Origin of the sequence: Maritimibacter alexandrii (genome assembly GCF_005871115.1) — a bacterium.
GTDB lineage: Bacteria > Pseudomonadota > Alphaproteobacteria > Rhodobacterales > Rhodobacteraceae > Maritimibacter > Maritimibacter alkaliphilus.
This window is the reverse complement of sequence record NZ_SWKQ01000009.1, coordinates 34,280-59,654: the sequence shown is the minus strand read 5'-3', so window position 1 is coordinate 59,654 and position 25,375 is coordinate 34,280. Positions and strand designations below refer to the sequence as shown.

Genomic DNA, 25,375 nt, shown 5'->3' with positions numbered 1-25,375 from the left:
CGAGGGGCTTGGTCGCCCCCTTCGGATGACACGAAGATGGACGTGGCGAATTGCAGCGCCACATCGGCAGGATTGCATCTGCGTAATCTTCGTCACGGCGGCGTGAAAAGGGGTGTTTCGACCGGTTGAAACCTGCAAAACAAGGGGAAACCGCCTATGTTGTAGGCGAGTAACCGGTAGCGACCCATGAAAATTCTTGTCGTAGAAGACGACCCGACCACAGCAGATTTCATCGCCCGCGGCTTTTCCGAAGAGGGGCATTCCGTCGACCGTCTGGCCGATGGGCGCTCGGCGCTCGGGCAGGCGATGCAGGGCAGTTACGACGTGCTTGTCGTCGACCGGATGCTGCCGGAACTCGACGGCCTGTCGCTGGTCAAGGCGTTGCGCGCGGCCCGTGTCGCGACGCCCGCGATCTTCCTGACCTCGGTCGGTGGGGTCGAGGATCGGATCGCGGGGCTGGAAGCCGGGGGCGACGATTACCTCGTCAAACCCTTCGCCTTCGGGGAACTCTCCGCACGTGTCGCCGCGCTGACCCGCCGCCCGCCCTTGCAGGCCGAGGAAACGACGCTGAAGGCGGGCGATCTGGAGATGGATCTCGTGCGGCGTGAGGTGCGCCGGGCCGGGCGGCCCATCGACCTTCTGCCGCGCGAATTCGCGCTGCTCGAACACCTGTTGCGGCGCAAGGGGCGGGTGCAGACTCGGACCATGCTTTTGGAAAACGTGTGGGACATCCATTTCGACCCCGGCACCAACGTGGTCGAAACCCATATCAGCCGCCTGCGGGCCAAGGTGGACAAGCCCTTCGACCACGAGTTTATCCGCACCGTGCGTGGCGCGGGGTATCGCATTGACGACTAGGGCCCGCCGCTCGACCCGGATCATGCGCTCGACGCCGGTGCGTCAGGCGGTGTTGCTGGTGGCGGTCGTGGCTCTGGTCAATCTGGCCTCGCTGGGCGTGGCGTGGCTGACCCAGCGCGCCAACACACTTCAGGACCTGCGCGCCGATCTGGACCGCGAGATGGCGAGTTTCGAGATTTCGGCAAGCCCGTCGGCCCTGCGCACGCTGGTCGAGGCGCGCGCCCGGGTGACCGACCCGCGCGACACGGTGTTCGTGTTTCTGGGGGACGACCGCCGCAGCACCGGGAATGCGCGCGCCGTGCTGAACGGGGTCGATGTGGGCTTCACCGCGCTGGAGGACACACGGCCCCTGTCGGACGAAGGCTATATCGACGATGTGCGGCGGCTGTCGGGCGGGGTGCTGATCGTCGCAAAAAGCCTCGAACCGCTGGCGCGTCTGGGCGAGACCTTTCTCGTGCTGCTGCTGGTGTCGACGCTGCCCACGGTTCTGATCGCGCTGGGCATCGGCGCGGTGATCGCCCGCGCCTCGGCCCGCCGCGTGGAGCGGATCGAAGGTGTGCTCGACCGGATCGCCTCCGGCGACCTCGCGGCCCGGTCTCATGAGACCGGCGACGGCGACGACCTGTCGCGCATCGGGGCGCGGGTGAACCGGATGGCCGTGAAGCAGGAGGCCGCGACCGAGGCGCTGAGGCAGGTCACCACCGACATCGCCCATGACCTGCGCACGCCCTTGCAGCGCATCGGCGTCACGCTTCAGGATCTCGAAGACCGTCTGCCGGAGGGCGAGGCGCGCGACCTCGCCCAGGCGGCAGGGGAGGAGGCCGAACGCGCGGTGTCGGTCTTTCGCGCCCTGCTCCAGATCGCGCAGATCGAAGGGGGCAGCGCCAAGGACCGGTTCCGTCCCGTCGATCTTGGCGCGGTGGCGCTGCGGATCGCGGAGCTTTACGAGCCCTCGGCGGAAGACCGCGAGGACCGATTCACCGTGGACGTGCCCGACACGCCCGTCATGGTGCGCGGCGATGCCGACCTGATCGGTCAGGCGCTCGCCAACCTGATCGAGAACGCCCTTCGTCACACGCCGCCCGGCGGCGAGGTTCGGGTGCGGGTCGGGCCGGACGGCACCCTGAGCGTGGCCGACAGCGGCCCCGGCATTCCCGAGACCGAGCGCGACAAGGTCCTGCGCCGTCTCTACCGTCTCGAACGCTCGCGCACGACGCCGGGCAACGGCTTGGGCCTCGCCCTCGTCGCGGCGATCGCGGAGAGCCACGGCGCGGCACTGGACCTGGGCGACGCCGACCCGGGCCTGATCGTCACGTTGCGCTTTCAGGGGTAGGGTTTCCAAGCGGCGCGCGGGCAAGCCCGCGCACAGGGTTTGCGCCGTCCCGCCTGCGGCGGGCCGTCGCGGTGGGGGGAGGCCAGCCTCCCCCCGGATTTGCGGGCAAATCCGTCCCCCTCCGAGGTTTTTTGAAACAGAGAAGGGGGACGGGTGTGGTTACTCCGCCGCGGCGTGCACGTCGTCGGGGGCCTTTGGCGTGAAGCGCGAGGCGAAGCGGCCGATGGCGTCGGTGTAGGTGAGGATCACCGGCACGACGACCAGCGTCAGCAGCGAGGACGAGATCAGGCCGCCGATCACGGCATGGGCCATCGACGCGTTCTGCCCGGTGCCGCCGTGGATGTTGAGCGCCAGCGGCAGCATGCCGAAGATCATCGCGAGCGTCGTCATCACGATGGGCCGGAACCGGGTGCGCCCGGCGATGACCAGCGCATCGTAGAGATTCAGCCCCTCGTCACGGACATGCTGGTTGGCGTTGTCCACGAGCAGGATCGCGTTCTTGGTGACCAGACCCATCAGCATGATGAACCCGATGATCGACATGACGTTCAGCGTCGAGTCGAACACCAGCAGACCGCCCAGCACGCCGATCAGGGCCAGCGGCAGGGACGACATGATCGCAAGAGGTTGCAGGAACGAGCCGAACTGCGAGGCGAGCACGAGGTAGATGAAGATGATCGCCAAGGCCAGCGCGGCGGCGGCGGCGAACCCCAGATCCTGCATGTCCTCGACCTCGCCCCCGGTGCCCTGACTGTAGCCCAGCGGGTAGTCGAGCGCGGCGGCGGCCTCCTGCACCGCGGCGGTCACGTCACCGGGGCGCACGCCGCTTTCGAGGTTCGCGGTGACACGGACCGAGCGTTCCCGGTCTTCGCGGTTGATCTCGCCCGGTCCTTCGGACTGGGTGATCGTCGCCACCTGATCGAGCCGGATCACGTCGGACGACCCGGTCGCGCCCGATTGCGCGATGGGAAGCGCGCCCAGATAGGCCGCGTCGTTTCGCGCGCTGTCGGGCAGGCGCACCACCACGTCGAGGCTTTCGCCGCGCGGGCTTGTCCATTCCGACACCGTCTGGCCTTCGAGCATCGAGGACAGGGTGTCGCCGACGGAGGCGAGCGAGACGCCGAGGTCGAAGGCCGCATCCCGGTCGACCTCGATCCCGATGGTGGGCTGCGGGTCGTCGAGCGTGGTGTTGATGTCGACCAGCCCTTCGATCCCGGCCATGTCGTCGGCCAGTTCGCGGGCCAGCTTTTCCAGGACGCGCAGGTCGGGGCCGAAGATCTTGATCTCGATCGGTGGTTCCACCGGGCCCATGCCGCCCGAGGCGCCCACCGAGAATTCGGCGCCGGGGATGGCCTTCAGCGCGTCGCGCACGGGGCTTGTCAGATCCTGCGGGGACCGGCTGCGTTGATCCGAGGGCACGAGGATGCCGATGATCGTGGCGTTGTTGTCGCCCGACGAGGTGCCGGAGTTCACCGTCGCGTAGGTGCTTTCGATTTCCGGGAACCGGTCGTGCAGGAGAGCGTCCACCTGCGCGATCTTGTCGGCCGTCCGGTCGAGCGAGGTGCCCACCGGCGCCTTGAGGTCGACCTGGATTTCCCCTGTGTCGGACGGCGGAATGAACTCGCCCCCGATCAGGGGGAACAGGGCGAAGGCGCCGACGAAGGCGGCGAAGGCCACGCTCAGCGTCGTCTTGCGGAACTTGAGCGCCTTTTTCAGGAGCTTGCCGTATTGCTCGCCGATCCAGTCGAACAGGCGGTCGAACTGGCCCACGGCGCGGCCCACGATGCCGCGTTTGCGGTTCGGGTCGGCGGCCGGGTCGTACCACACCGACGACATCATCGGGTCGAGCGTGAAGGACACGAAGAGCGAGATCAGGACGGCCACCGACACGGTGATCCCGAACTGGAAGAAGAAGCGGCCGATGATCCCTTCCATGAACGCCACCGGCAGGAACACCGAGACGATGGAAAGCGTCGTGGCGAGCACGGCGAGGCCGATTTCCTTGGTCCCGTCCAGCGCGGCCTGAATGTGGGATTTGCCCATATGCAGGTGTCGCACGATGTTTTCGCGCACGACGATGGCGTCGTCGATCAGGATGCCGACCGACAGCGACAGCGCCATGAGTGTCATCATGTTGAGCGTAAAGCCCATCGCGTAGATCGCCGTCATCGTCGCGATGATCGAGATCGGCAGGGTCAGGCCGGTGATGACCGTCGAGCGCCACGAATTGAGGAACAGGAACACGATGATCGTGGCGAGGATCGCGCCCTCGACGATCATCGACTGGACCGAGTGGAAGCTTTCGATCACGGGTTCCGAGTTGTCGCGCAGCACCGAGATTTCGATGCCCTCGAACTGAGGGTCCTCGTTCATCTTGTGCACTTCTTCGACCACACGTTCGGCCACGTCCACGGTGTTCGCGCCCTGCGTCTTGAGCACGTCGATGGCCAGTGCATCCTGCCCGTTCAGCATGGCGAGGCTGTCGCGTTCGGCCAGACCCGTGGTCACGTTCGCCACGTCGCCCAGCCGGATCGGCTGACCGCCGCGCCGGGCCACGATGATGTCCTCGAAGGCGCGCAGGGTTTCGATGCGGCCTTCGACCTGAACCGACTGGCTTTGTCCGCCGGAGGTCACGGCGCCTGCCGGCACATCCTGGTTTTCCTGTGCCACGGCGTTCGACACCTCGGCGATGCCCACGTTCAGGGCGGTCTGCCGGTCCGGGTCGATCTCGATCAGCACTTCGCGCGGGCGTCCGCCCACCACGTCGGCATTACCGACACCGCGCAGGTTCGAAATGCGCTTGGCGATGTAATCCTCGGTCACCTGCGTCAGCGTGCCGATGTCGAGCTCGTCCGAGCTGACCCCGATCGACAGGATCGGCAGGTCGGACGGGTCGAACCGCAGGATGCGCGGATCGTCGGCATTGTCGGGCAGAAGCGGTCCGATCTGGCTCACCCTGTCGCGCACGTCCTGCACGGCGGTGGCGCTGTCCACTTCCAGATCGAACTGAATGATGACCAGCGACGAGCCGGTGAGAGCGGTCGACTGGATGTTGTCGATGCCGGCGAGGGTCGAGACGCTGTCCTCGATCGGCTCAATGATGTCGCTTTCCACCGCTTCCGGCGTCGCGCCGGGGTAGGAGGTGACGACGGCGACGACCGGGAAATCCACGTCCGGGAACTGTTCGACCGGAAGGCGGGAGTAGGAGAACGCGCCCACGACCATGAGCGCGATCATCACCATCGTGGCAAAGACCGGCTGGCCGACGCTGATGCGGGTCAGGAACATCTGGGCTTACTCCGTGATCGCGAATTTCTGACCGGCGCGAAGCTCGGGCAGGGGGGCCGACACGACGGTATCGCCGGGCTCCAGACCTGAAGCGATTTCGACCTTGGCCCCGTTGTCCCAGTCGCGCGCGACCTCGACCGCGCGCCGTTCCAGCGCCTCGCCGTTCGCGGTCAGGACGAATGTGCCCTGTGCATCCTCGCGGATGGCTTCGACGGGCACCCAGAGCGCACCGGATTTCTCTTCCAGCGTGATGCGGCCCGTGGCGAACATGCCGCCGCGCAGGGCGCCGTTGGTGTTTTCAAGCGCGATATAGACCGGAAGCATCCGCGAGCCGGAGATGGCCATGGGGTTCAGACGCTCGACTTCGCCGGTGAAGGTCTGGTCCCCGAAGCCTTCGACGCGCAGGGTGACGATCTGGCCTTCGGTGATCTGGTTCGAGATCGACACGGGCGCGGTCGCCTCGACTTCCAGCGAAGTCAGATCGACGATGGTGAACAGCGGCGACCCGGTGGCGACGAACGCGCCCGGATCGACCTGACGCTCGGCGATGACGCCATCGAAGGGCGCGGTCACGCGGGCCTTTTCCAGCGCGGTTTGCGCGTTCTGGACCGAGGTTTCCTGAGCGGCGACCTGAGCGCGAAGCTGATCCAGCCCCGACTGCGCGTTCTCGAGCGCCGTGGGCGCGGCAAGGTCACGCTCCACAAGCGTCTGGGTGCGCTCGAAATCGCTCTGGGCCTGCGCGAACTGAACGCGCGTCGCTTCGGCATTGGATTGCGCCTGAGCGAGCTGGTTTTCCAGCGATACGACGTCGAACTGGGCCAGAAGCGCGCCTTCCTTGACCGAGTCGCCTTCGCGCACGGTCACGTCGAGCAGCCGGGCCGATACTTCGGCCGACAGATGCACCTGACGCGACGGGGTGAGAGAGCCGGTCACGCGCAGGGTTTCGGACAGATCGCCGGGTGCCACTTCGGTGACTTCGAACGGGGCGAGGCGCACGATCAGTTCGGCGGGTGCTTCCGGCTCGACCGGGGCGGCCTGCTCCGGCGGTTCAGGGATCAGGCCGTTCTGGTCGGCATAGTAATATCCGCCGCCAGCGGCCACGACGAGAACCAGAAGAACCAGCCACGGCCATTTGCGCCGCTTCGGTTTCTCGCCCTTGGCGATGGCCTCGGCGCGCGCTTTCTCGCGCTTGTTCATCGCCCAGTCGGGCTTGGGGTTATGCATATTCACGTCTCTCACTCCGTGTCTGCCATCTGGCGTTGGGCGCGTTCGGTCCATTCGTCGAGGAAGTCGGCGGAGGTCCGGAAGAATTGTGCGAAGGTTGTGACCCGTGCGCGGGCTTCGGCACGGCTGTCGGGAAAACTGGCGGCGGCATCTTCGATGCTGCGGGCGCGGGTGCGAAAGCGCGCGGCCATGCCGGCGAGCATGTCCTCGGCCGGGTTGGTCACGGCCATGTAGCTGTCGGCGCGCGACCCACGCGTCGCCACGCGGGTCAGGATGCCCTTGTCGGCAAGCTGGCGGCAATTGGTCGAGGCCGAGGCTTTAGAAATCGAAAGCGCCGCGGTGATCTCGGCCAGCGTGCGCGGCTCGCCTTCGACCAGAAGGTAGCCGAGGACTTGCCCGGCAATGCGCGGCAGGCCGTCTTCCTGGGTCATGAAACCCATCTGTTCGATGAAATGGTCAATCGGGTCACGGTTCATGGGTGGCCATATAGGTCTGTCCGGTTCATCGTTCAATTCAAATTGAACGTATTGAACGCAATAATTCCGCACTGCGGCGAGATTTGGGCGCGCAGGGCAAGAAATCGGGGCGGCAAGGCGGGTGTGTGCACAGACGCGTGCATGGGGCGTGGGGGTGCAATGCGTGGCCGGTCACGCGCCTTTGTCATTGCCCATTCGGCCTTTGGGGCTTAGGTAACGCACGTCCCGCGCGAAGGAGAGAGACATGGCATTTTACCGTTCCCGCCGCTCCACCCATGGCCGCAACATGGCCGGTGCCCGTGGCCTCTGGCGTGCCACCGGCATGACCGACGAGGATTTCGGCAAGCCGATCATCGCTGTGGTGAACAGCTTCACGCAGTTCGTGCCGGGCCACGTCCACCTCAAGGATCTGGGCCAGCTCGTCGCGGGCGAGATCGAAAAGGCAGGCGGTGTCGCCAAGGAATTCAACACCATCGCCGTCGACGACGGCATCGCGATGGGCCACGACGGGATGCTCTATTCGCTGCCGTCGCGTGAAATCATCGCGGATTCGGTCGAATACATGGTGAACGCGCATTGCGCCGACGCGATGGTCTGTATCTCGAATTGCGACAAGATCACCCCCGGCATGATGATGGCCGCGATGCGCCTGAACATCCCGGTGATCTTCGTCTCCGGTGGTCCGATGGAGGCCGGCAAGGTCAAGGTCGGCGATCTGGAAAAGGCGGTCGATCTGGTCGACGCCATGGTCGCCGCCGCCGATGACCAATACACGGACGAACAGGTTCAGGCCTTCGAAGAGAACGCCTGTCCGACCTGCGGCTCGTGCTCGGGCATGTTCACCGCGAACTCGATGAACTGTCTGGCCGAGGCGCTGGGCCTCGCGCTGCCCGGCAACGGCTCGGTGCTGGCCACCCATGCCGACCGCGAGCGTCTGTTCCGCGAAGCCGGACGCCGGATCGTCGAGATCACCAAGCTGCATTACGAGGTCGAGGACGAGGGCTATCTGCCCCGCGAAATCGCCACCTTCGAGGCGTTCGAAAATGCCATGTCGCTCGACATCGCGATGGGCGGCTCGACCAACACGGTGCTTCACCTGCTGGCCATCGCCTATGAGGGCAAGGTCGACTTTACGATGGACGACATCGACCGACTATCCCGCAAGGTGCCGGTGCTGTGCAAAGTCGCGCCTGCCAAGGACGACGTGCATATGGAAGACGTGCACCGCGCGGGCGGCATCATGGGCATTCTGGGCGAAATGCTGCGCGGCGGGCTGATCCACGGCGACGTGCGCACCGTTCATTCGCAGAGCATGGCCGAGGCGATCGCCAAATGGGACGTCATGGTCGCCAACGACCCGGACACCGAGGCGTTCTACCGCGCGGCCCCCGGTGGCGTGCGCACGACGCAGGCGTTTTCGACCGAGAACCGCTACAAGGAACTCGACCGCGACCGCGAGGGTGGCGTGATCCGCACCGTCGAATATGCGTTCTCGCAGGACGGGGGCCTTGCGGTCCTGTTCGGCAACATCGCCGAGAACGGCTGTATCGTGAAAACCGCGGGCGTGGACGACTCGATCCTGAAATTCACCGGCACCGCGCGGGTTTACGAAAGCCAGGACGCCGCCGTGAACGGCATCCTCAAGGGCGAAGTGACCGCGGGCGAGGTCGTGGTGATCCGCTACGAAGGGCCGCAGGGCGGGCCGGGGATGCAGGAAATGCTCTATCCGACGAGCTACCTGAAATCCAAGGGTCTGGGCAAAGCCTGCGCACTGCTCACCGACGGTCGGTTCTCGGGCGGCACGAGCGGCTTGTCCATCGGGCACGTCAGCCCCGAAGCCGCCGAGGGCGGTCTGATCGGGCTGGTCGAGACCGGCGACATGATCGAGATCGACATTCCGGGCCGCACCATCAACCTCGCCGTGCCGGACAACGAACTGGCCGCGCGGCGCGAGACCAAGGGCGCGCTGCCGTGGAAGCCGGCCGAGCACCGGACCCGCGCGGTGTCGACCGCGCTCAAGGCCTATGCGCTGCTCGCCTCCTCGGCCAACCGGGGCGGCGTGCGGATCCTGCCGGGCGAAGAGTAAGCGGAGCGGGCTGCGCCCGCGCTTTGGGAGCCGTGAAATCCGGTCCCCGGATTGCACGGCGGCGGGGGGCCAGCCCCCCGTGAACCCATTCGCAGGCGAATGTGTCCGGCCCCCCGAGGTTTCCCGGAAACGAAGAAGAGACAGGTTGCCCGGAAGTCGCGAGGGGCTTATCTGACCTGCGGGACGAAGGGGAGCCGACATGGCGGACAACTCGGAAGACAGGGCCAAGTCGAAACAGGTCGGTGCGCTGCGCGGGCTGTGGCCGTTCATGCTGCCCTACAAGGGTCTGCTGATCGCCGCATTGCTGGCGCTGGTCTTTACCGCCGGAATTTCGCTCGTCATGCCGCTTGCGGTGCGACGGGTCATCGACGGGTTTTCGAGTTCGGCCGACGCGCTTCTGGACAAGTATTTCCTTGCCGCGATGGGTGTCGCGGTGCTGCTCGCCCTTGGCACGGGCCTGCGCTATTTCCTCGTCACCCGGCTGGGCGAACGGGTGGTGGCCGATATCCGCGAGGCGGTGTTCGACCGCGTGATCGGCATGAGCCCGGCGTTTTACGAAAAGATCATGACGGGCGAGGTGTTGAGCCGCATCACCACCGACACCACGCTGATCCTGTCGGTCATCGGGTCGTCGGTCTCGGTCGCGCTGCGCAATGCGCTCATCCTGATCGGAGGCACGATCATGCTCTTGTTCACATCGGCCAAGCTGACCGGCCTCGTGCTGCTGATCGTGCCGGTGGTGATGATCCCGATCATCGTGCTGGGTCGCCGGATGCGGGTGCTCAGCCGTGAAAACCAAGACTGGATCGCGAAATCCTCCGGCAAGGCGTCCGAGGCGCTGCTGTCGGTTCAGACCGTGCAGGCCTTTACCCACGAAGACCCGTCGCGCGAGACGTTTCGCGAGGTGACCGAGGAAAGCTTTCGGTCGGCCCAAAAGCGGATCACGACCCGTGCGCTCATGACGATGATCGTCATCACGCTGATCTTCTCGGGTGTGGTCGGCGTGCTCTGGATCGGGGCGCGTGACGTGCGGGCCGACGAAATGTCGATCGGCGCATTGGTGCAGTTCGTGATCTACGCGATCATGACGGCGGGCGCGGTGGGCGCTTTGTCCGAGATTTGGTCGGAGCTTCAGCGCGCCGCCGGGGCGACCGAACGGCTGGTGGAGCTTTTGCGTGCCGAGGATGCGGTGAACGACCCCGAGGCGCCGAAAACGCTGGCCAAGCCGGTGCGCGGCGCGATCCGTTTCGATGACGTGACCTTCCGCTATCCGGCCCGGCCCGAACATATCGCGCTGGATGGCGTGACGCTCGACGTGCAGCCCGGTGAAACGGTGGCGCTGGTCGGCCCGTCAGGGGCGGGCAAATCGACGATCATCCAGCTTCTCCAGCGGTTCTACGATCCGAACGCCGGATCGGTGAGCATCGACGGCATGGATTTACGTGACCTCGCGCGGGACGATTTCCGGCGTCACGTCGCCCTCGTCCCGCAGGACGCGGTGATCTTTGCCGACACGGCGCGTGAGAACATCCGTTTCGGTCGGCTCGATGCCACCGATGCCGAGGTCGAGGCGGCGGCCAAGGCCGCGGCGGCGCATGAATTCCTGACGAAACTGCCCGAAGGATACGACAGCTATGTCGGCGAGCGCGGCGTCATGTTGTCAGGCGGGCAGAAGCAGCGCATCGCCATCGCGCGGGCCATTCTGCGCGATGCGCCGATCCTGCTCTTGGACGAGGCGACGAGTGCGCTTGACGCGGAGAGCGAGCGGGCGGTGCAATCGGCGGTCGATACCATGGCGCACGGGCGCACCACGATCATCATCGCGCACCGGCTTTCGACGGTGAAAAAGGCCGACCGCATCGTGGTCTTCGAGGATGGCCGGATCGTGGCCCAGGGCACCCATGACGAACTGGTGGCCGAGGGTGGGCTTTACGCGCGTCTCGCCCGGCTTCAGTTCACCGACGGGATCGCGGCGGAGTAACGCTGCGACGCGCTTTTTGGTTGACCCCCACGTCAATCTTGCGACCTGCCGGGAAAACCCCCATTTTTGATGGAAACATCGCCGGGAATCCGGCTCTCAGGGGAGGAACCATGGGACGCTACGAATTCAGCTCGCTTGCTGCACGCAACGACATCGAGGCCGAGAAGCCGTGGAGCGAGCGGCGCGTGCCGACGACGCTTTACGAGTTGCTTTCGGATACCGTCAGCAAGTTCGCCACGCGCGATGCGCTGTCGTTCCAGATCGAAAGCGGGCCGACCGACAAGAAAGAAACTCTGACCTGGCAGGAGTTGCACGACAAGAGCGTGCAGACCGCGAACCTGTTTCGCTCGCTGGGTGTGGGGCAGGGGGACGTGGTCGCCTATGTCCTGCCGAACTCCAACGAGACCGTGATGACGCTGCTGGGCGGTGCGATCAACGGGATCGTGGCGCCGATCAACCCGCTGCTCGAGCCCGAGCAGATCGCGTCGATCCTGCGCGAAACCGGGGCCAAGGTGGTCGTGACGCTTCAGGGCTTCCCCAAGACCGACGTGGCCCAGAAGGTGCACACCGCGCTGGAAGATGCGCCCGACGTGAAGCACGTGCTCGAAATCGATCTCAACCGTTATCTCACGCCGCCGAAGAAGTGGATCGTGCCGCTGATCCGGCCCAAGGTGCAGCCCAAGCATTCGGCCAAGGTGCAGAACTTCAACAAGGCCATCGCGAGCCAGCCCAAGACGCTGACCTTCGAGGATGAAAAGATCGACCGGGTGGCCGCCTATTTCCACACCGGCGGCACCACGGGGATGCCCAAGGTCGCACAGCATAAATACTCCGGCATCATCTATAACGGCTGGCTCGGCGCGAACCTTCTGTTCGACGAGACCGATGTTCTGATCTGCCCGCTGCCGCTGTTCCACGTCTTCGCGGTGCATGTGGTGTTCATGGCCGTCATGACCTCGGGCGCGCATGTGGTGTTCCCGACCCCTGCGGGCTATCGCGGCGACGGGGTGTTCGACAATTTCTGGAAGCTGATCGAACGCTACGGCGTGACCTTCGTCATCACGGTGCCCACCGCGATCTCGGCGCTGATGCAGCGCAAAGTGGATGCGGATGTCTCGACATTGAAGGTGGCCTTCTCCGGCTCCTCTCCGCTGCCGCGAGAGCTGTTCAATCGGTTCGAAAAGGCCACGGACGTCAAGATCGTCGAGGGCTACGGTCTGACCGAAGCGACCTGCCTTGTCTCCTGCAACCCCACGGACGGGGTGAAGAAGATCGGGTCGGTCGGCATCCCGTTCCCCTACACGGACGTCAAGATCTACGACTGCGGCGCGGACGGCACGATCAACAAGGAATGCGGCGTGGACGAGGTGGGCGAGATCTGCGTGTCGAACCCCGGTGTCTATGTCGGCAAGACCTATACCGAAGAGGCCAAGAACAAGGGTCTCGTCGCGGGGGACAAGTACCTGCGCACGGGCGATCTGGGCCGGATCGACGAGGACGGGTATCTGTGGATCACGGGGCGCGCCAAGGACATCATCATCCGGGGCGGCCACAACATCGACCCGGCTGAGATCGAAGAGGTTCTGGCGGGCCATGATGCGGTCGCCTTCGTCGGCGCGATCGGCCAGCCGGATGCCGTCGCGGGCGAATTGCCTTGCGTCTTCGTCGAACTGGTCGCCGGGGCGAGCGTGACCGAGGACGAGTTGATGGCCTATGCCAAGGAGCGGATCACGGAACGTGCGGCGGTCCCGAAATACATCGAGATCGTCGATGAACTGCCGAAGACCGCCGTGGGCAAGGTGTTCAAACCCGATCTGCGAAAAAGCTCGATCATACGGGTTTATAACGCCGCTCTTTCGGAGGCCGGTCACAAGGCCGAAGTCGTCGAAGTGGTCGAGGACAAGAAACGCGGTCTCGTGGCCAAGATCGAGGCCAAGGGCGATGTGGGTCGCGCGGCCGTCGAAAAGACGCTGGGCGAGTTCACCCGGCCGTTCGACTGGATCAACTGATCGGCGACCTGCCTGAGCGAAGAAAAAAAGGGCCGCCCGCTGAGATGCGGGCGGCCTTTTTTCAGTCGGTCACCTGCACGGCGCCGTCGAGGGTGGCGGATGCGGTGGCGCCATTCAGCGTTACCACCATGGCGTCGAACGCCCGTGCGGTATCCCCTTGCAGCCGGACCGCTTCCGCATCCGGGCCTTTGAACGTGCCAGTGATCGACCCTTCGGTGCGGATCGTGTCGCCGCTGCTGGTGACCGTGCCCGCGATGTCGGCGACAAGATCGCTGCCGACAAAGAACCCTCCCGTAATGTCGATATCACCCGTCGCGTCGCTGAATGTGTCAAGCACAGCCTGATACTGGGCCGGGCTGCCGACACCGGGGTGGTTCAATGTCATCCAGTCCGAGCCGGATGCGTCCCGCTTGCCCTGAATGTCGCTGATCTGCCCGGTCAGGGAACCTGCCGCGAAATCGGCGTCCAGCGTCGTGCGGCCTACGAGCATGTGGTCGGGGTCGTCCGGCCTGCCGACCGTCACGATCGATCCGCCTTCGTAACTCGCGGTTCCTGTCGTGGGCATGGTCGCCGTATCGGCCAATGGCCCGACCTCATCGAAGGACTGATAGACCAGTTCGCCCAGCGTCAGGCCGGGGGTCGTGCCCAGACACCCACTGAGCGCCGATGCACAAATGAGTGCCGCAACTGTCTGAATTGCATGATGTTTCATACTGGTCTCCTCGTCTTCAAGTTGTATGGAATCGTCGCACGGGCGGTAAGTAAGTCATATATGACTTAATGCCGCACGAAATGGGACGCGGCGGATCATTCCGATGGAACGTGGGTCCGTCGTGGCGGTCTGATTTCGAGTTTTCAGGAAGGTCTTCGCATCCGCAGCGCGTGCGAATGTGGTGGCAAATGGTCCCCGCTCCCCGTGACGCCTTGGCGTCGCGACACCCCCAGTGTCAGGCGGGACCTGTGCCGGTCAGTGCAGCTTGGTCGTCAGGTCGATCGAGACGACCTGGTTGTCGACCCCGTCGATCTCCATCACCCGCCCCGCCGCGTCGATGGACAGGCCGCAGCGTCTGGCCCACCGGGGCCAGTTGGCGGGGATCAGGCCCAGCACATGCGCCGCGCCGAGGTCGCGCGCGGTCTTGGTCATCTCGGTGATGAGATGGGCATGAACCAGACGGCGGATGCGCTGCGGCGTGTCGTGCGCCACGAAGACACGGCTGCTTTCCCAGATGTGCTCGTCCACCGGAGCGGTGTCATACAACAGATCCTGCGGGATCGAGGCGAGCAGCCCGCGCTGGGCGTCGCGGATCATGTAGGAGTAGACCCCGCAGCGTGCCGTCGTTGGTGTCAGCCTGATCCCGGCGAGAATCCGGCCAAGCTGGTGGACGGCGACCCAGCGGCTCGCCGGGGTGTCGTACTGGTCGTATTCCATGCCCATCGCTTCGGGCAGATCCCACTTGTTCTGCACGATGAACGACTGCCGTCTAGCGCGAAAAAGGTTCGCCATTAACTCGCCATGGTTGTGCATGTTGGCGAAAGAGAGCGTGGTGGTCTGCATAAGGAGCCTCCTTGTCAGGTGTTGATTGCAGATATCCGCCAGCCCAGGGCAGGCCCCGTTCTCGACGCAGCGATGTGGCCCTTCAGATCAGCCGGTAATCCTTGGCACGCTGAAGGGCTTCTGCCGTGGTTCTGGCGAATAGCTTGCGCCGCGCCGCCGAGAGGCGCGCCTTGAAGGCGCTCTCGGATATGCCGAGCCGTGCGGCCCCGGCGGCGTAGCGATCCCCGGAGGCAATGACCAGAAGCGCCTGTTTCTCGGCCTTCGTCAGGTGGTCTGGGGGTTGGGTTTCGTGGTGCAATCGCAGGACACAGCCTGTGACCGCCGACATCTCTTCTTCGTTGAATTCCCGATCGCCCCGCGCGACGCCTGCGACGGTGCGCGATGTCATCGGCCCGCAGGACACGCAAACGCCGTAGACAAGGCCGAAGCTCGCGGCCTCGGCCATGATCCCGAACGGGTCGGGCAGGTCGATGTCGCTCCACCGCGTCGCGCCGCTGCGCGAGATGCCCCAGGCCACCATCGGGTCGCGCAGGGCATAGGCGTTGCGGGTGTAATGATCGGTCCAGGCCGGGTTATAGGTCTGGAACATCATGAGGGGGGCGGCGAACCGAATGTGCAGCGCCAGAAAGTATCCGGCGGGCGCCACGCCCCCCAGTTCGCTCAGCAAATCGTCTATGATCTGATTCCGCCCCATGACTGAAATTAGAAACGAGTGAGCGGGACGCACAACTCATAATTGATCTTGCTAGACAGTTTTGGCGAATTGACCGGGTGCGGACACGCCTAGCGGGAAAAGCATCGCGGCCTTGTGCGAAATGCGAAGATTTAGCCCGGTCTCGGCCCGCGGGTGAGTGAAGACTCCCATCGAATCGGCAGACGCCGTTATGATTGACGTAACGAAAGGACGTCGATCGTGGGATGATCGTAGGACATAGGCGCAGCCCCAAGCGGACGCGGGGCGAGGCATGATCCGGACTGTCGGGAAACTGGTCGTCGTCTTCGCGTTGTGGCTCTTCGTCGTCGCCTTGCCGCCCGCGACCGCGCAAACCGACGCCGGGCTGGCCGGCGCTCCGATCCGCGCCGATACGTTCCGCACCATCGACAAATACGGGACCATCTGCCCCAAGTGCAGGGCTGAACAGACCGCGTTCCATGCCGCCGTCGATAGATACGATGCGCAGCGCGCGGAATACGACCGGCTGGCCGAAGAGGTGCGGCAGGCCGCCGACCGGTTCGTCCGGCAACGGGATGAGGTGAAGCGGCTGGAACAGGCGCTGGCCGACGCCGATGCCTTCTGGGACGAAATGCGGGCGGAGGATGCCTATCTGCGTGACGACTACGTCCCGACCGAAGAAGCGGCGCGGCGCGCCATCGCAGCCATCGACCCTTATTACGATGCCAAGGATGCGCTGCCCGGCGTGCGGGCCGAGCTTCAGGCCGCCTTCGACGCGCTGGAGGCCCAACGCATCGTCACCGTCGAAGCGATGGGCGCGGCATTGGCCGCCGAGCGGGCCATGTTCCGGTGCGAGACCCAGTGCGAGATTTCCGAACTTGATCTGGACGAGCGCGATCCGCCACCGCCGCCACCCGAAGACCCGGCCCTGATCGACGCGAGCCAGGTGCCGCAGCCCGAGAATTTCGTGGGCATCGTCGCGGCCTGTGCCGAATGCCTGCCCCTGTCCGAGCGCGTGAACCAGATCCGTTCGCACCGGCGCAGCTTCGCGGTCGACGCCTCGACCACCTATGACAGCATGGTCAACAACCAGCGCACGCTGGAGCGTGTGACACGGGAACTCGCGGCACTGGATGCGCAGGAGCGCACGCTCTATCGCAACATGGCCGAATGGTTCAAAGGGGCGGAGCCGCCCGAAGGCTCGGACCCCATCGACTTCATCCTCGACGAAGTGGACCAGCGCGAAACGGCTGACATGCTGCGACAGATCGCGGCGCGGCGGGCCCAGTTGCAGGGCGACATGGCGGGGCTGGCCCAGACGATCCAGACCCAGTTTCGCGGTCTTCTGCAGGCCATCGCGAATTACCACGCGCATACGGCGCTGCTCGAAGCGGCGCAGAAGGCGTTGGAGGACTGCGAAAAGAACTGCCCGCCGCCGCCGCCCGACCCGGCGGACGACCCGTTCACCGACCCGAATTACCCGATGCAGGACAATATCGACCCGCTCGTCGCGAAGTGCTGGGAGTGTCAGCCGCTTGCGGATGCGCTGATAAAGTCGCTGGTGGAGCGGCGAAGCGTGGCCGGGGATATCCAGTCGGTGGTCTGGCTCATCAAGTCCCGCCGCGCCGAGATCGAACGCAAGGACGCGCGGCTGGATGAGCTTCGGGCCGAAGAGCGCCAGATGGGCGAGGCGCTCAGGATCGGGTTGGACGCGAATGCGGATGTCTCACGCGTGTTGTCCGAGCTTTGGGATATCGAGAACGAGCAGACGCAGCTTCTGCAAGACGTGCTCGCCGCCGAGCAGGAAATACCGCAGTACGAAGCCGACCTCGCGGTGCTCATGGCCCGGCACGAGGCGCTTTCGCGGCTGATCGAGGAACAGCAGGCCGCGCTCGACATCTGCGAATACAACAAGTGTCAGCCTGAGAACGGCGAGCCGCGCATCAGCCTGACACCGCCCCTGACCGACCCGGCCTATCCGATCCCGCGGCCCTTCACCTATGTGGCGACCGACTGCCTGTCCTGTCAGCCCATCGTAGACCAGATCAACGCCAAGCTTCTGGACCGCTACGTACTGGCGGGGCGCATACAGGCGACGGCGGCGGAACTGACCCGCCTTGGCGAAACCCTGACCGCGAAGCAGGCCGAACTGGAAGCCGCGGGCCGTGAACTTGGCGAACGCGGTATGGAATATCACGGCGCCGAGGGCGACGCGGCACGGGCCGCCGCGCTCGTCGCTCTGGATGCGGTCATCGACCGGGAACGGGCGCTTCAGGACGAGATCACGGGTCTCGAAGACCTGATCCGGGGAAAGCGGCAGGTGCTTGCCCGTATGCAGACGCGCTATAGCCAGATCGAAGGTGAAATCCTGACCCTGTCCAATCGTCTGGCCGATTGCGAACGCAACTGCGCCGACCCGGACGAACCGGAAGAGGATATTTTCCTTGCGGGTCAAGATCCCTTCGTCACCACCGATTGCGAGCCCTGCCTCGTCCTCGCCTCGCGCGTCAATGATGCGGTCGGTTCGCTGATCGGGGCGCAGCGCGACCTCGCGGCGGCGAAAAAGGCCGAGGCCGATCTGGTCGAGCAGGCCAAGGCGCGGCGCGACCGGCTGGCCGAAATCGACGAGGCCCTGAACGGCCTGTCCGAGATTTGGCTCACCACCTACGAAAAGCCGGGACGCGAGGCGGAGTTCCGCGCAGCCGACGACGCGATGACCGCACTCGACCGTGAGAAATCGGACCTCGAAACCGAACAGGGGGGCGAGGACGAGGCGGCGCAGGCGGCGCGTGATGCGGTCGATGCGGCGCAAAGGCGCGTGGACGATCTGCATGTGCTCATCACGAACCTCAAGGCCGAACTGGCCGAATGCGAAAAGCAGTGCCAGCCCCCGGACGAAGACATCGCCTTGGACGAGTCGCCCTTCGTGGCGACCGATTGCCCGCCGTGTCAGACCCTTGCCAGTATGCTCAACGACGTGATCGGCAGCCAGATCTCGCTCAAGCGGCAGGTGGCCGAGGGCGAGGCCGAGCTTGAACGGCTCAGGGGGCAGACGGCCACGCTGGAAAGCGCCGTGGGCGACGCGCGTGAGGCGCTCGACGCGATCAACGACGCTCTGATCGACCCGGCCAATGCGGATCAGGCCCGTGATCTTGCCTTCGACAGTCTCGACGCGGAAGGCGATGTCATGGATGCACGCAATGCGGTGCGCGACAACGCCTTCGCCATCGAGGCGCTGGTCCAGAAGATCGCGGGGCTGAAGGCGCAGATTGCGATGTACGAGGCGCAGGAACCCGGGCTTCGCGCGCAACTGGCCGAGTGTGAGCAACAGTGCCAGCCGCCTGAAGAGGGGACCGAGACGGCCTTGCCCGAGACACCTTTCGTCAACACGGATTGCGAAAAGTGCTTGGTCCTCGCCTCGATGGTGAACGACGCGGTCGGGTCGCGCATCGGGGCCGAGCGGCGGCTGGAGGACGCGCGCGCGGCGCGCGCGGCGGAAGCTGCGGCGTCGGAGGAGCGTCAGGCCAAGATCGCCGAGCTTCGCGCCAAGCTGCACGACAACCGTCAGGCACGCCTGAACGCGTCCGACATGGAGGAATACGAACCGCTCTTCGACGAGGGCGAGGCGCTCGGCGACGAACTCCTCCCGCTGTTGTTCGAGGAAGAGGACACACCCGGCAAGCTGGAACAGATGGACGCCGACATCGCCGCGCTCGAGGCCGAGATCGCCCGGCTCGTTCAGCAGGAGGCCGACCTCAAGGCGCAATTGGCGGAATGTGAGCGGACCTGCAACGACCCTGACGAAACGGCCATGGGGGATGAAGCGCCCAATCCCTTCGTCACCACCGACTGCGAACGGTGCCTGACACTGGCCTCGATGGTCAACGATGCCGTCGGGACGCATATCGGGGCTGAGCGCGCGGCGCAGGAAATCCGCGATCGCATGGCCGGGATCCGCGACGAGATCGCCGAGAAAGAAGCCGTGCGCGACGGGGATGGCGACGAAGCGGACAAGCTTTTCATCGACGACGAAATCTCGATCCTCGAAACCGATCTGGAATTCGCCGGCTTCGATCTGGAGAAGGCCGAAGACCGCGTCGCCGATCTGGCGCGGCAGGTTGCGGCGCTGAAGGGGCAACTGGCGGAATGTGAGCGAAATTGCGATCCGGGCGCGACCCCGGAGGAAACCGCGACTGCGCCTGAACCCGATCCGCGGTTCGCGCGCACCGACTGCGAGCCCTGTGCACAGATCGTGGCGACCTTGAACGACGTGATCGGGTCGCGCATCGGGGCAGAAGAACGTCTGGAGCGCGCGCAATCGGAATACGACCGGATCAAGGCCGCCGACGACCGCGTTCAGGCGGCCATCGACGCGGCGGAAGAGGCGTTCACGCAAGCCGCCGTCGAAAAGGCGCGGCTTGAAAGGTCCGGGCGGGATGCCTCGGCCCAGCAGGCCGCGCTGGATGCGAACCTCGACCGTGCGGCGGACCTGTCGTTCGAGGCGGATGACCTGTTCATGGCGTTGCAGGAGGCCGAAGATGCGCTGAACGAGGCCAAGGCCGCGCTCGAACGTCTTCAGGCCGACGAAGCCCGTCTGCGCGCGGCACTGGCCGAATGCGAACGTCAATGTGGCGGCAGCGAAACCGCTGGCATGGTGCCCGATGTGCTGCTCGACAAATTGCAGGATGCCGGATGCCGCGCCGGGGGGGCTTGCACCTTTACGCTCGGTGTCACCAACCAATCGGACGGCCCCTATCGCGGGCCCCTGTTCCTGTCTGAAACCGGGCGTGTCGATGCGGGCGCCAACGGGGCCCTGTTCGACGGCTGGCATTGTTCGCCTGCGGCCGGGGCCAATTCCATCTGCCTGCACGAGGGCGAAATCGGTGCGGGCGAAAAGGTCGGTCTGTCGATCCCGGTGCGCTTGCCCGGCTACGTGGCGCCGGGGTCCGAAAACTGCATCCGGGTCGAATTCGCCGTCGATCCCCGCAAACTTCTGCAACTCATTCAGGTCGGCCTCGCCGCCCGTGGGCTGAACCCCGGTGTCGCCGACGGCCTGATGGGTCCGCGCACCCGCGCCGCGATCGTCGCGCTGGGCGAGGCGTCGGGGCAGGAGGTCGATCCCGGCGATCTGGAGGCGGTCTATCGCCTGATGTTCGGCACGAACCCATCCCCGGCGAGCGCGACGGATCAGTCCGCCTGTATCGAGATGGAGGTCGAGAACCCGCCGCGCACGGCCACGCCGCGCCCGCCTGCCCAGAACGTCACCTCATCGACCCCCGGCCAGTCGACGCCGCAGGGCACACCACAGGGCACGCCGCGACCGCAGGTCCAGATCGGGATCGGGCTGGGCTTCGAACAGCCGCGCGCGCCCACCGAGCAGGAGCTCGAGACGGGCGGCGCCCGCCCCGGCGGGCTATCCATCGGCGGTATCGGTCTGGGCTTGTCCTTCGGAGACTAGTCCATACGGCCACCCGAAGGTTTCCCGAAAATCACGCTGTCGGAGAGATGGTGCCGCAGGGGAGGATTGAACTCCCGACCTCACCCTTACCAAGGGTGCGCTCTACCACTGAGCTACTGCGGCGAACCGTGGCGGGTGATTAGACGCAATTCGCCATTGGTGCAAGCGCAATCTGGACGGTTTTTTCCGGCTGCGTTAAGGAGGGCGGCATGAGCAGGAAACCCGACCTTTCGCCCAAGGAGAAGGCCGCGCAGGAGCGCGAAGATCGCCTCAAGGCCGCGCTCAAGGCGAACATGGCGCGGCGCAAGGCACAGGCCCGCGCGCGCGACGGCGGGTCAGATGAAAACACGGACGAATAGAGGACAGGCATGGACAGCATCGTAGTTACGGGCGGCGGGCCGCTCTCGGGTGAAATCCCGATCGCCGGGGCCAAGAACGCCTGCCTCGCGCTGATGCCCGCGACACTTCTGTCCGAAGACCCGCTGACGCTGACCAATGCGCCGCGGCTGTCGGACATCAAGACGATGACCACGCTCCTGCAATCGCTGGGGGCCGAGGCGACCGGGCTTCAGGATGGTCAGGTGCTGGCGATGTCGTCGCATGACCTCACTTCGACCCGCGCCGATTACGACATCGTGCGCAAGATGCGGGCTTCGAACCTCGTGCTCGGGCCGCTCATCGCGCGGTTCGGTCATGCCGAGGTGTCGCTGCCCGGTGGCTGCGCCATCGGGGCGCGTCCAATGGACCTGCACACCTTCGGGCTGGAAAAGCTCGGGGCCGAGATCGACCTGCGTGACGGTTACCTTTACGCAAAGGCCCCGAACGGGCTGAAGGGCGCCGAGATCCCGCTGAAATTCGCCAGCGTCGGCGCGACCGAGAACATCGTCATGGCCGCCACTCTGGCCAAGGGCACCACGGTTCTGACCAACGCCGCGCGCGAGCCCGAGATCGTGGACCTCGTGAAATGTCTGCGTGCCATGGGGGCGCAGATCGAGGGTGAGGGGACGAGCCGGATCGAAATTCAAGGCGTCGATCGCCTGCACGGCGCCACGCATCAGGTGGTCGCGGACCGGATCGAATTGGGCACCTATATGCTCGCCCCGGCGATTGCGGGTGGCGAGGTGGAATGCCTTGGCGGTAAGCTGGACCTCGTCGCGGCATTCGTCGAGAAGCTGGACGAAGCAGGGGTTGCCGTCGAGGAAACCGAACGCGGGCTCAAGGTCAGCCGCAAGAACGGGCGGCTCAAAGCGGTCGATGTGACGACCGAACCGTTCCCCGGTTTCCCGACCGACCTTCAGGCGCAGTTCATGGCGATGCTGTGCACGGCAGACGGCACCAGCGAGTTGAACGAAACGATTTTCGAGAACCGCTTCATGCACGCGCCGGAGCTGACGCGCATGGGGGCCGAGATCGAGGTGCACGGGGGCCGCGCCCGCGTGACGGGCGTGGACAAGCTGCGCGGCGCGCCGGTGATGGCGACCGACCTGCGCGCGAGCGTGTCCTTGATCCTCGCGGGTCTCGCCGCCGAGGGGGAAACGGTGGTGAGCCGCGTCTATCACCTCGACCGCGGCTATGAGCATGTGGTGCGCAAGCTGCGCGGCGTGGGCGCACAGATAGAGCGGGTGAAGGCATGAGCGAAGACGCACGGTTCGAGGACGGGGGCGAAAAGCCGCTCCGTCTGATGGCGCTGGACGCGGACGATCTTCAGATCGTCTCGGCGTTGACGCAGGACGCGGTCTTTCCCGCCAACGAAATGGCGTGGCGGGTGCGGGCGCGGGAGTTCGCGCTGCTCCTCAACCGGTTCCGCTGGGAAGATGCCGAAGCCGCAGCGAAACGCGGGCGGGCCGTCGAGCGGGTTCAATCGGTGCTTGTCTTTGGCGATGTTCTGAAAGTGCAATCTCAGGGCGTCGAAAAGGGCGATCCGGATACGGTAATGTCACTTTTGTCCATCTCGTTCGAGCCGGGTGAAGACGGCACCGGGCGCATCGTCCTGACCCTCGCGGGTGACGGGGCCATCGCGCTCGACGTCGAGACCATCGACGCGAAACTTCAGGATGTGACCCGTCCCTACGTCGCCCCCAGCCGCAAGACGCCTGACCACCCGGAGTGACCCGATGCCGGTTTTCCTGAACACCTCCGACGCGGATTTCGAGACCGCTTTCACCGCGCTGCTCTCGGCCAAGCGTGAGGATAGCCCGGATGTGGACGACACGGTGGCAGGCATCATCGCCGACGTGCGCGCGCGCGGCGATGCGGCGGTGCTGGACCTCACCTCGAAATTCGACCGTCTCGACCTGACCGCCACGACCATGCGTGTCTCCGAGGACGAGATCGAGGCGGAATGCGCCAAGGTGTCCGAGGCCGAACGGCAGGCGCTGGAAACCGCCGCCGAACGCATCCGCGCCTACCACGCGCGGCAGGTGCCCGAGGATGCGCAGTGGACCGACCCGGAGGGCGCCACGCTGGGCTGGCGCTGGACCGCCGTGTCCGCCGCCGGTCTTTACGTGCCCGGTGGCCTCGCCTCCTATCCGTCGAGCGTTCTGATGAACGCCGTGCCCGCCAAGGTGGCCGGGGTTGGGCGGCTCGTCGTCACGGTGCCGACGCCGGACGGGGTCATCAATCCGCTGGTCATGATGGCCTGCAAGGTCGCGGGCGTGGACGAGGTCTATCGCATCGGCGGGGCGCAGGCGATTGCCGCGCTGGCTTACGGGACCGAGACGATCGCGCCGGTCGACAAGATCACCGGGCCGGGCAACGCCTTCGTCGCCGCCGCCAAACGCCGGGTCTTCGGCAAGGTGGGCATCGACATGATCGCGGGGCCGTCGGAAATTCTCGTGATCGCCGACAAAGACAACGCCCCCGACTTCCTCGCCCTCGACCTGATGAGCCAGGCCGAACACGACGAGAGCGCGCAGTCGATCCTCATCACCGACGACGCCGGTTTCGGTCGGGCCGTGGCGGAGGCCGTTGACAAGCGGCTCGAAACGCTCGAACGCCGCGACATCGCAGGTGCAAGCTGGCGCGACTTCGGCGCGGTCATCACCGTGCGCGACATGGACGAGGCGGCGAGACTGAGCGACCGGATCGCGCCCGAGCACCTGGAATTGTGCGTGGCCGACCCCGAGGCGCTGTCGGACAAGATCACCCATGCGGGCGCGATCTTCCTTGGCCAGTACACGCCCGAGGCCATCGGGGATTATGTCGGCGGTCCGAACCACGTTCTGCCGACCGCACGTTCCGCACGGTTTTCGTCCGGTCTGTCGGTGCTCGATTTCATGAAGCGCACGACCCTGTCCAGAATGACGCCCGCCGCGCTCAAAGCCATCGGGCCGGCGGCCGAGACGCTGGCGAAATCGGAAAGCCTCGAGGCACATGGGCTGTCGGTGCGGGCGCGGCTCGACCGGCTGAACCAAGGCTAGACTCCCAGTCCCATCGCGATTGTGCGGTCCACCCGGTTCCGCTATCCCTGACCCAAAGACGGGATGGGACGGATGAACCGCATCAGCAAGATCGACATCGACGACACCGGGTTGGCCGCGCCGACCCCGGCTATCGAACAGGAACGCAAGGTCGCGGTGTTCGACCTGTTGGAAGACAACAGCTTCACCCCGCTGGGGCGCGAGGGGCAGACGGTGCCCGAAGGCCCGTATGAACTCGGCCTCGCGATCAAGGAAAAGCGCCTCGTGGTGTCGGTCGCGACCGAAGGCGGGGAAGAGGCGGGTGAGATCCACCTGTCCCTCGGCCCGTTCCGGCAGGTGGTGAAGGATTACTTCCAGATCTGCGAAAGCTATTTCGATGCGGTCAAGAAACTGCCCCCCGGACAGATCGAAGCCATCGACATGGCGCGGCGCGGCATCCACAACGAAGGTGCGCGGGTGTTGATGGAACGGCTGGAGGGCAAGGCCGAACTCGACATCGATACCGCGCGCCGGCTTTTCACCCTCATCTGCGTCCTGCACTGGGGCTGAGGGACCGTGCCGGCCAGCCTTCCTCAATCCGTGCTTTTCTGCTGCGACCACAACGCGGTCCGCTCCCCGATGGCCGAGGGGATGATGAAGAAATACTACGGCGACCACGTCTATGTGCAGTCCGCCGGGGTGAAGAGCGAATTGGATGTCGACGGGTTTTCCGTCGCCGTCTGCGAAGAGATCGGGGTGCCGTTGTCGAACCACCGGTCGCGGAGTTTCGACGAGATGCAGGAGTGGGGCGACGACCTGTCGTCCTATGACCTCATCATCGCGCTCAGTCCGGCGAGCCAGCGCAAGGTGCTGGACCTGACCCGGTTCCACCACCTCGACGTCGAATACTGGCCGGTCATGGACCCCACGGGATTAGGAACGATGCGGGACGAAAAACTGGTTGCCTACCGGCAGGCACGCGACCAGATTCGGGATCGTATGATTTCGCGGTTCGGCCCGCCGCAGGAAGGTTGAG

Annotated in this window: 18 protein-coding genes and 1 tRNA gene; 12 read left to right on the top strand and 7 right to left on the bottom strand. The window is 65.4% G+C overall.

Annotated elements, in window-relative coordinates:
• Nucleotides 1–186: 186 nt before the first annotated feature.
• Nucleotides 187–858 (top strand): winged helix-turn-helix domain-containing protein, encoded by a 672-nt coding sequence (locus FCT00_RS01035; protein ID WP_138421504.1) that lies wholly within the window; start codon nucleotides 187–189, stop codon nucleotides 856–858.
• A complete protein-coding gene (locus tag FCT00_RS01030) occupies nucleotides 848–2,191 on the top strand; it encodes a sensor histidine kinase (RefSeq protein WP_212747987.1) in 1,344 nt (447 codons plus the stop codon). Before FCT00_RS01035 ends, FCT00_RS01030 begins: the two co-directional genes overlap by 11 nt.
• Before the next feature lie 159 nt (nucleotides 2,192–2,350).
• Here FCT00_RS01030 and FCT00_RS01025 read toward each other — a convergent pair whose 3' ends face one another.
• From FCT00_RS01025 to FCT00_RS01015, 3 genes are read right to left on the bottom strand one after another with little or no spacing between them, the layout of a single operon-like run.
• Nucleotides 2,351–5,479, bottom strand: a complete 3,129-nt coding sequence (locus FCT00_RS01025; protein WP_138421502.1) for an efflux RND transporter permease subunit — start codon at nucleotides 5,477–5,479, stop codon at nucleotides 2,351–2,353.
• A gap of 6 nt (nucleotides 5,480–5,485) precedes the next feature.
• Entirely contained in the window at nucleotides 5,486–6,703 is a 1,218-nt protein-coding gene (locus tag FCT00_RS01020; RefSeq protein WP_235888957.1) for an efflux RND transporter periplasmic adaptor subunit, read from the bottom strand.
• Between the two features lie 11 nt (nucleotides 6,704–6,714).
• The gene (locus FCT00_RS01015) at nucleotides 6,715–7,134 is read right to left on the bottom strand and encodes a GbsR/MarR family transcriptional regulator (RefSeq protein WP_235888912.1); all 420 of its coding nucleotides are present in this window, start codon (nucleotides 7,132–7,134) and stop codon (nucleotides 6,715–6,717) included.
• Between the two features lie 289 nt (nucleotides 7,135–7,423).
• On the opposite strand from FCT00_RS01015, the gene ilvD reads away from it, so the two are divergent.
• The 3 genes from ilvD to FCT00_RS01000 all read left to right on the top strand — a co-directional run bounded on the left by ilvD (nucleotide 7,424) and on the right by FCT00_RS01000 (nucleotide 13,255).
• Nucleotides 7,424–9,265, top strand: coding sequence for a dihydroxy-acid dehydratase (gene ilvD, locus FCT00_RS01010; RefSeq protein ID WP_138421499.1), 1,842 nt, complete (start codon nucleotides 7,424–7,426; stop codon nucleotides 9,263–9,265).
• A 199-nt stretch (nucleotides 9,266–9,464) separates the two neighbouring features.
• Nucleotides 9,465–11,246 carry an ABC transporter transmembrane domain-containing protein gene (locus FCT00_RS01005; protein WP_138421498.1) on the top strand — a complete coding sequence of 594 codons (1,782 nt, stop codon included), beginning with the start codon at nucleotides 9,465–9,467 and terminating at the stop codon, nucleotides 11,244–11,246.
• A gap of 110 nt (nucleotides 11,247–11,356) precedes the next feature.
• The gene (locus FCT00_RS01000) at nucleotides 11,357–13,255 is read left to right on the top strand and encodes an acyl-CoA synthetase (protein WP_138421497.1); all 1,899 of its coding nucleotides are present in this window, start codon (nucleotides 11,357–11,359) and stop codon (nucleotides 13,253–13,255) included.
• Between the two features lie 61 nt (nucleotides 13,256–13,316).
• On the opposite strand, the gene FCT00_RS00995 is transcribed toward FCT00_RS01000, so the two are convergent.
• The 3 genes from FCT00_RS00995 to FCT00_RS00985 form a co-directional block, all read right to left on the bottom strand.
• Nucleotides 13,317–13,967, bottom strand: a complete 651-nt coding sequence (locus FCT00_RS00995; RefSeq protein WP_138421496.1) for a HupA family protein — start codon at nucleotides 13,965–13,967, stop codon at nucleotides 13,317–13,319.
• A gap of 255 nt (nucleotides 13,968–14,222) precedes the next feature.
• Nucleotides 14,223–14,810, bottom strand: a complete 588-nt coding sequence (locus FCT00_RS00990; RefSeq protein ID WP_138421495.1) for an acyl-homoserine-lactone synthase — start codon at nucleotides 14,808–14,810, stop codon at nucleotides 14,223–14,225.
• An 82-nt stretch (nucleotides 14,811–14,892) separates the two neighbouring features.
• Nucleotides 14,893–15,504: an autoinducer binding domain-containing protein gene (locus tag FCT00_RS00985; protein WP_008334892.1), complete on the bottom strand. Its 612-nt coding sequence runs from the start codon at nucleotides 15,502–15,504 to the stop codon at nucleotides 14,893–14,895.
• A 271-nt stretch (nucleotides 15,505–15,775) separates the two neighbouring features.
• Between FCT00_RS00985 and FCT00_RS00980 the strand changes: the two genes are divergently transcribed.
• Nucleotides 15,776–20,941, top strand: coding sequence for a coiled-coil domain-containing protein (locus tag FCT00_RS00980; RefSeq protein WP_138421494.1), 5,166 nt, complete (start codon nucleotides 15,776–15,778; stop codon nucleotides 20,939–20,941).
• Nucleotides 20,942–20,989: 48 nt separating this feature from the next.
• Here FCT00_RS00980 and FCT00_RS00975 read toward each other — a convergent pair.
• Nucleotides 20,990–21,064, bottom strand: a tRNA-Thr gene (locus FCT00_RS00975).
• 86 nt (nucleotides 21,065–21,150) lie between these two features.
• Between FCT00_RS00975 and FCT00_RS21370 the strand changes: the two genes are divergently transcribed.
• The 6 genes from FCT00_RS21370 to FCT00_RS00950 all read left to right on the top strand — a co-directional run bounded on the left by FCT00_RS21370 (nucleotide 21,151) and on the right by FCT00_RS00950 (nucleotide 25,374).
• Nucleotides 21,151–21,300 carry a hypothetical protein gene (locus tag FCT00_RS21370; RefSeq protein WP_171042843.1) on the top strand — a complete coding sequence of 50 codons (150 nt, stop codon included), beginning with the start codon at nucleotides 21,151–21,153 and terminating at the stop codon, nucleotides 21,298–21,300.
• Between the two features lie 9 nt (nucleotides 21,301–21,309).
• Entirely contained in the window at nucleotides 21,310–22,575 is a 1,266-nt protein-coding gene (murA, locus tag FCT00_RS00970) for a UDP-N-acetylglucosamine 1-carboxyvinyltransferase (protein ID WP_138421493.1), read from the top strand.
• Nucleotides 22,572–23,051 (top strand): DUF2948 family protein, encoded by a 480-nt coding sequence (locus FCT00_RS00965; RefSeq protein WP_008334896.1) that lies wholly within the window; start codon nucleotides 22,572–22,574, stop codon nucleotides 23,049–23,051. The genes murA and FCT00_RS00965 overlap by 4 nt, the downstream gene beginning before the upstream one ends.
• A 4-nt stretch (nucleotides 23,052–23,055) precedes the next feature.
• Nucleotides 23,056–24,360: a histidinol dehydrogenase gene (gene hisD, locus FCT00_RS00960; protein WP_138421492.1), complete on the top strand. Its 1,305-nt coding sequence runs from the start codon at nucleotides 23,056–23,058 to the stop codon at nucleotides 24,358–24,360.
• A gap of 72 nt (nucleotides 24,361–24,432) precedes the next feature.
• Nucleotides 24,433–24,909, top strand: a complete 477-nt coding sequence (locus FCT00_RS00955; RefSeq protein WP_040885274.1) for a UPF0262 family protein — start codon at nucleotides 24,433–24,435, stop codon at nucleotides 24,907–24,909.
• Between the two features lie 6 nt (nucleotides 24,910–24,915).
• Complete coding sequence (locus tag FCT00_RS00950) at nucleotides 24,916–25,374, top strand: arsenate-mycothiol transferase ArsC (RefSeq protein ID WP_138421491.1); 459 nt, start codon at nucleotides 24,916–24,918, stop codon at nucleotides 25,372–25,374.
• Nucleotide 25,375: the final 1 nt, after the last annotated feature.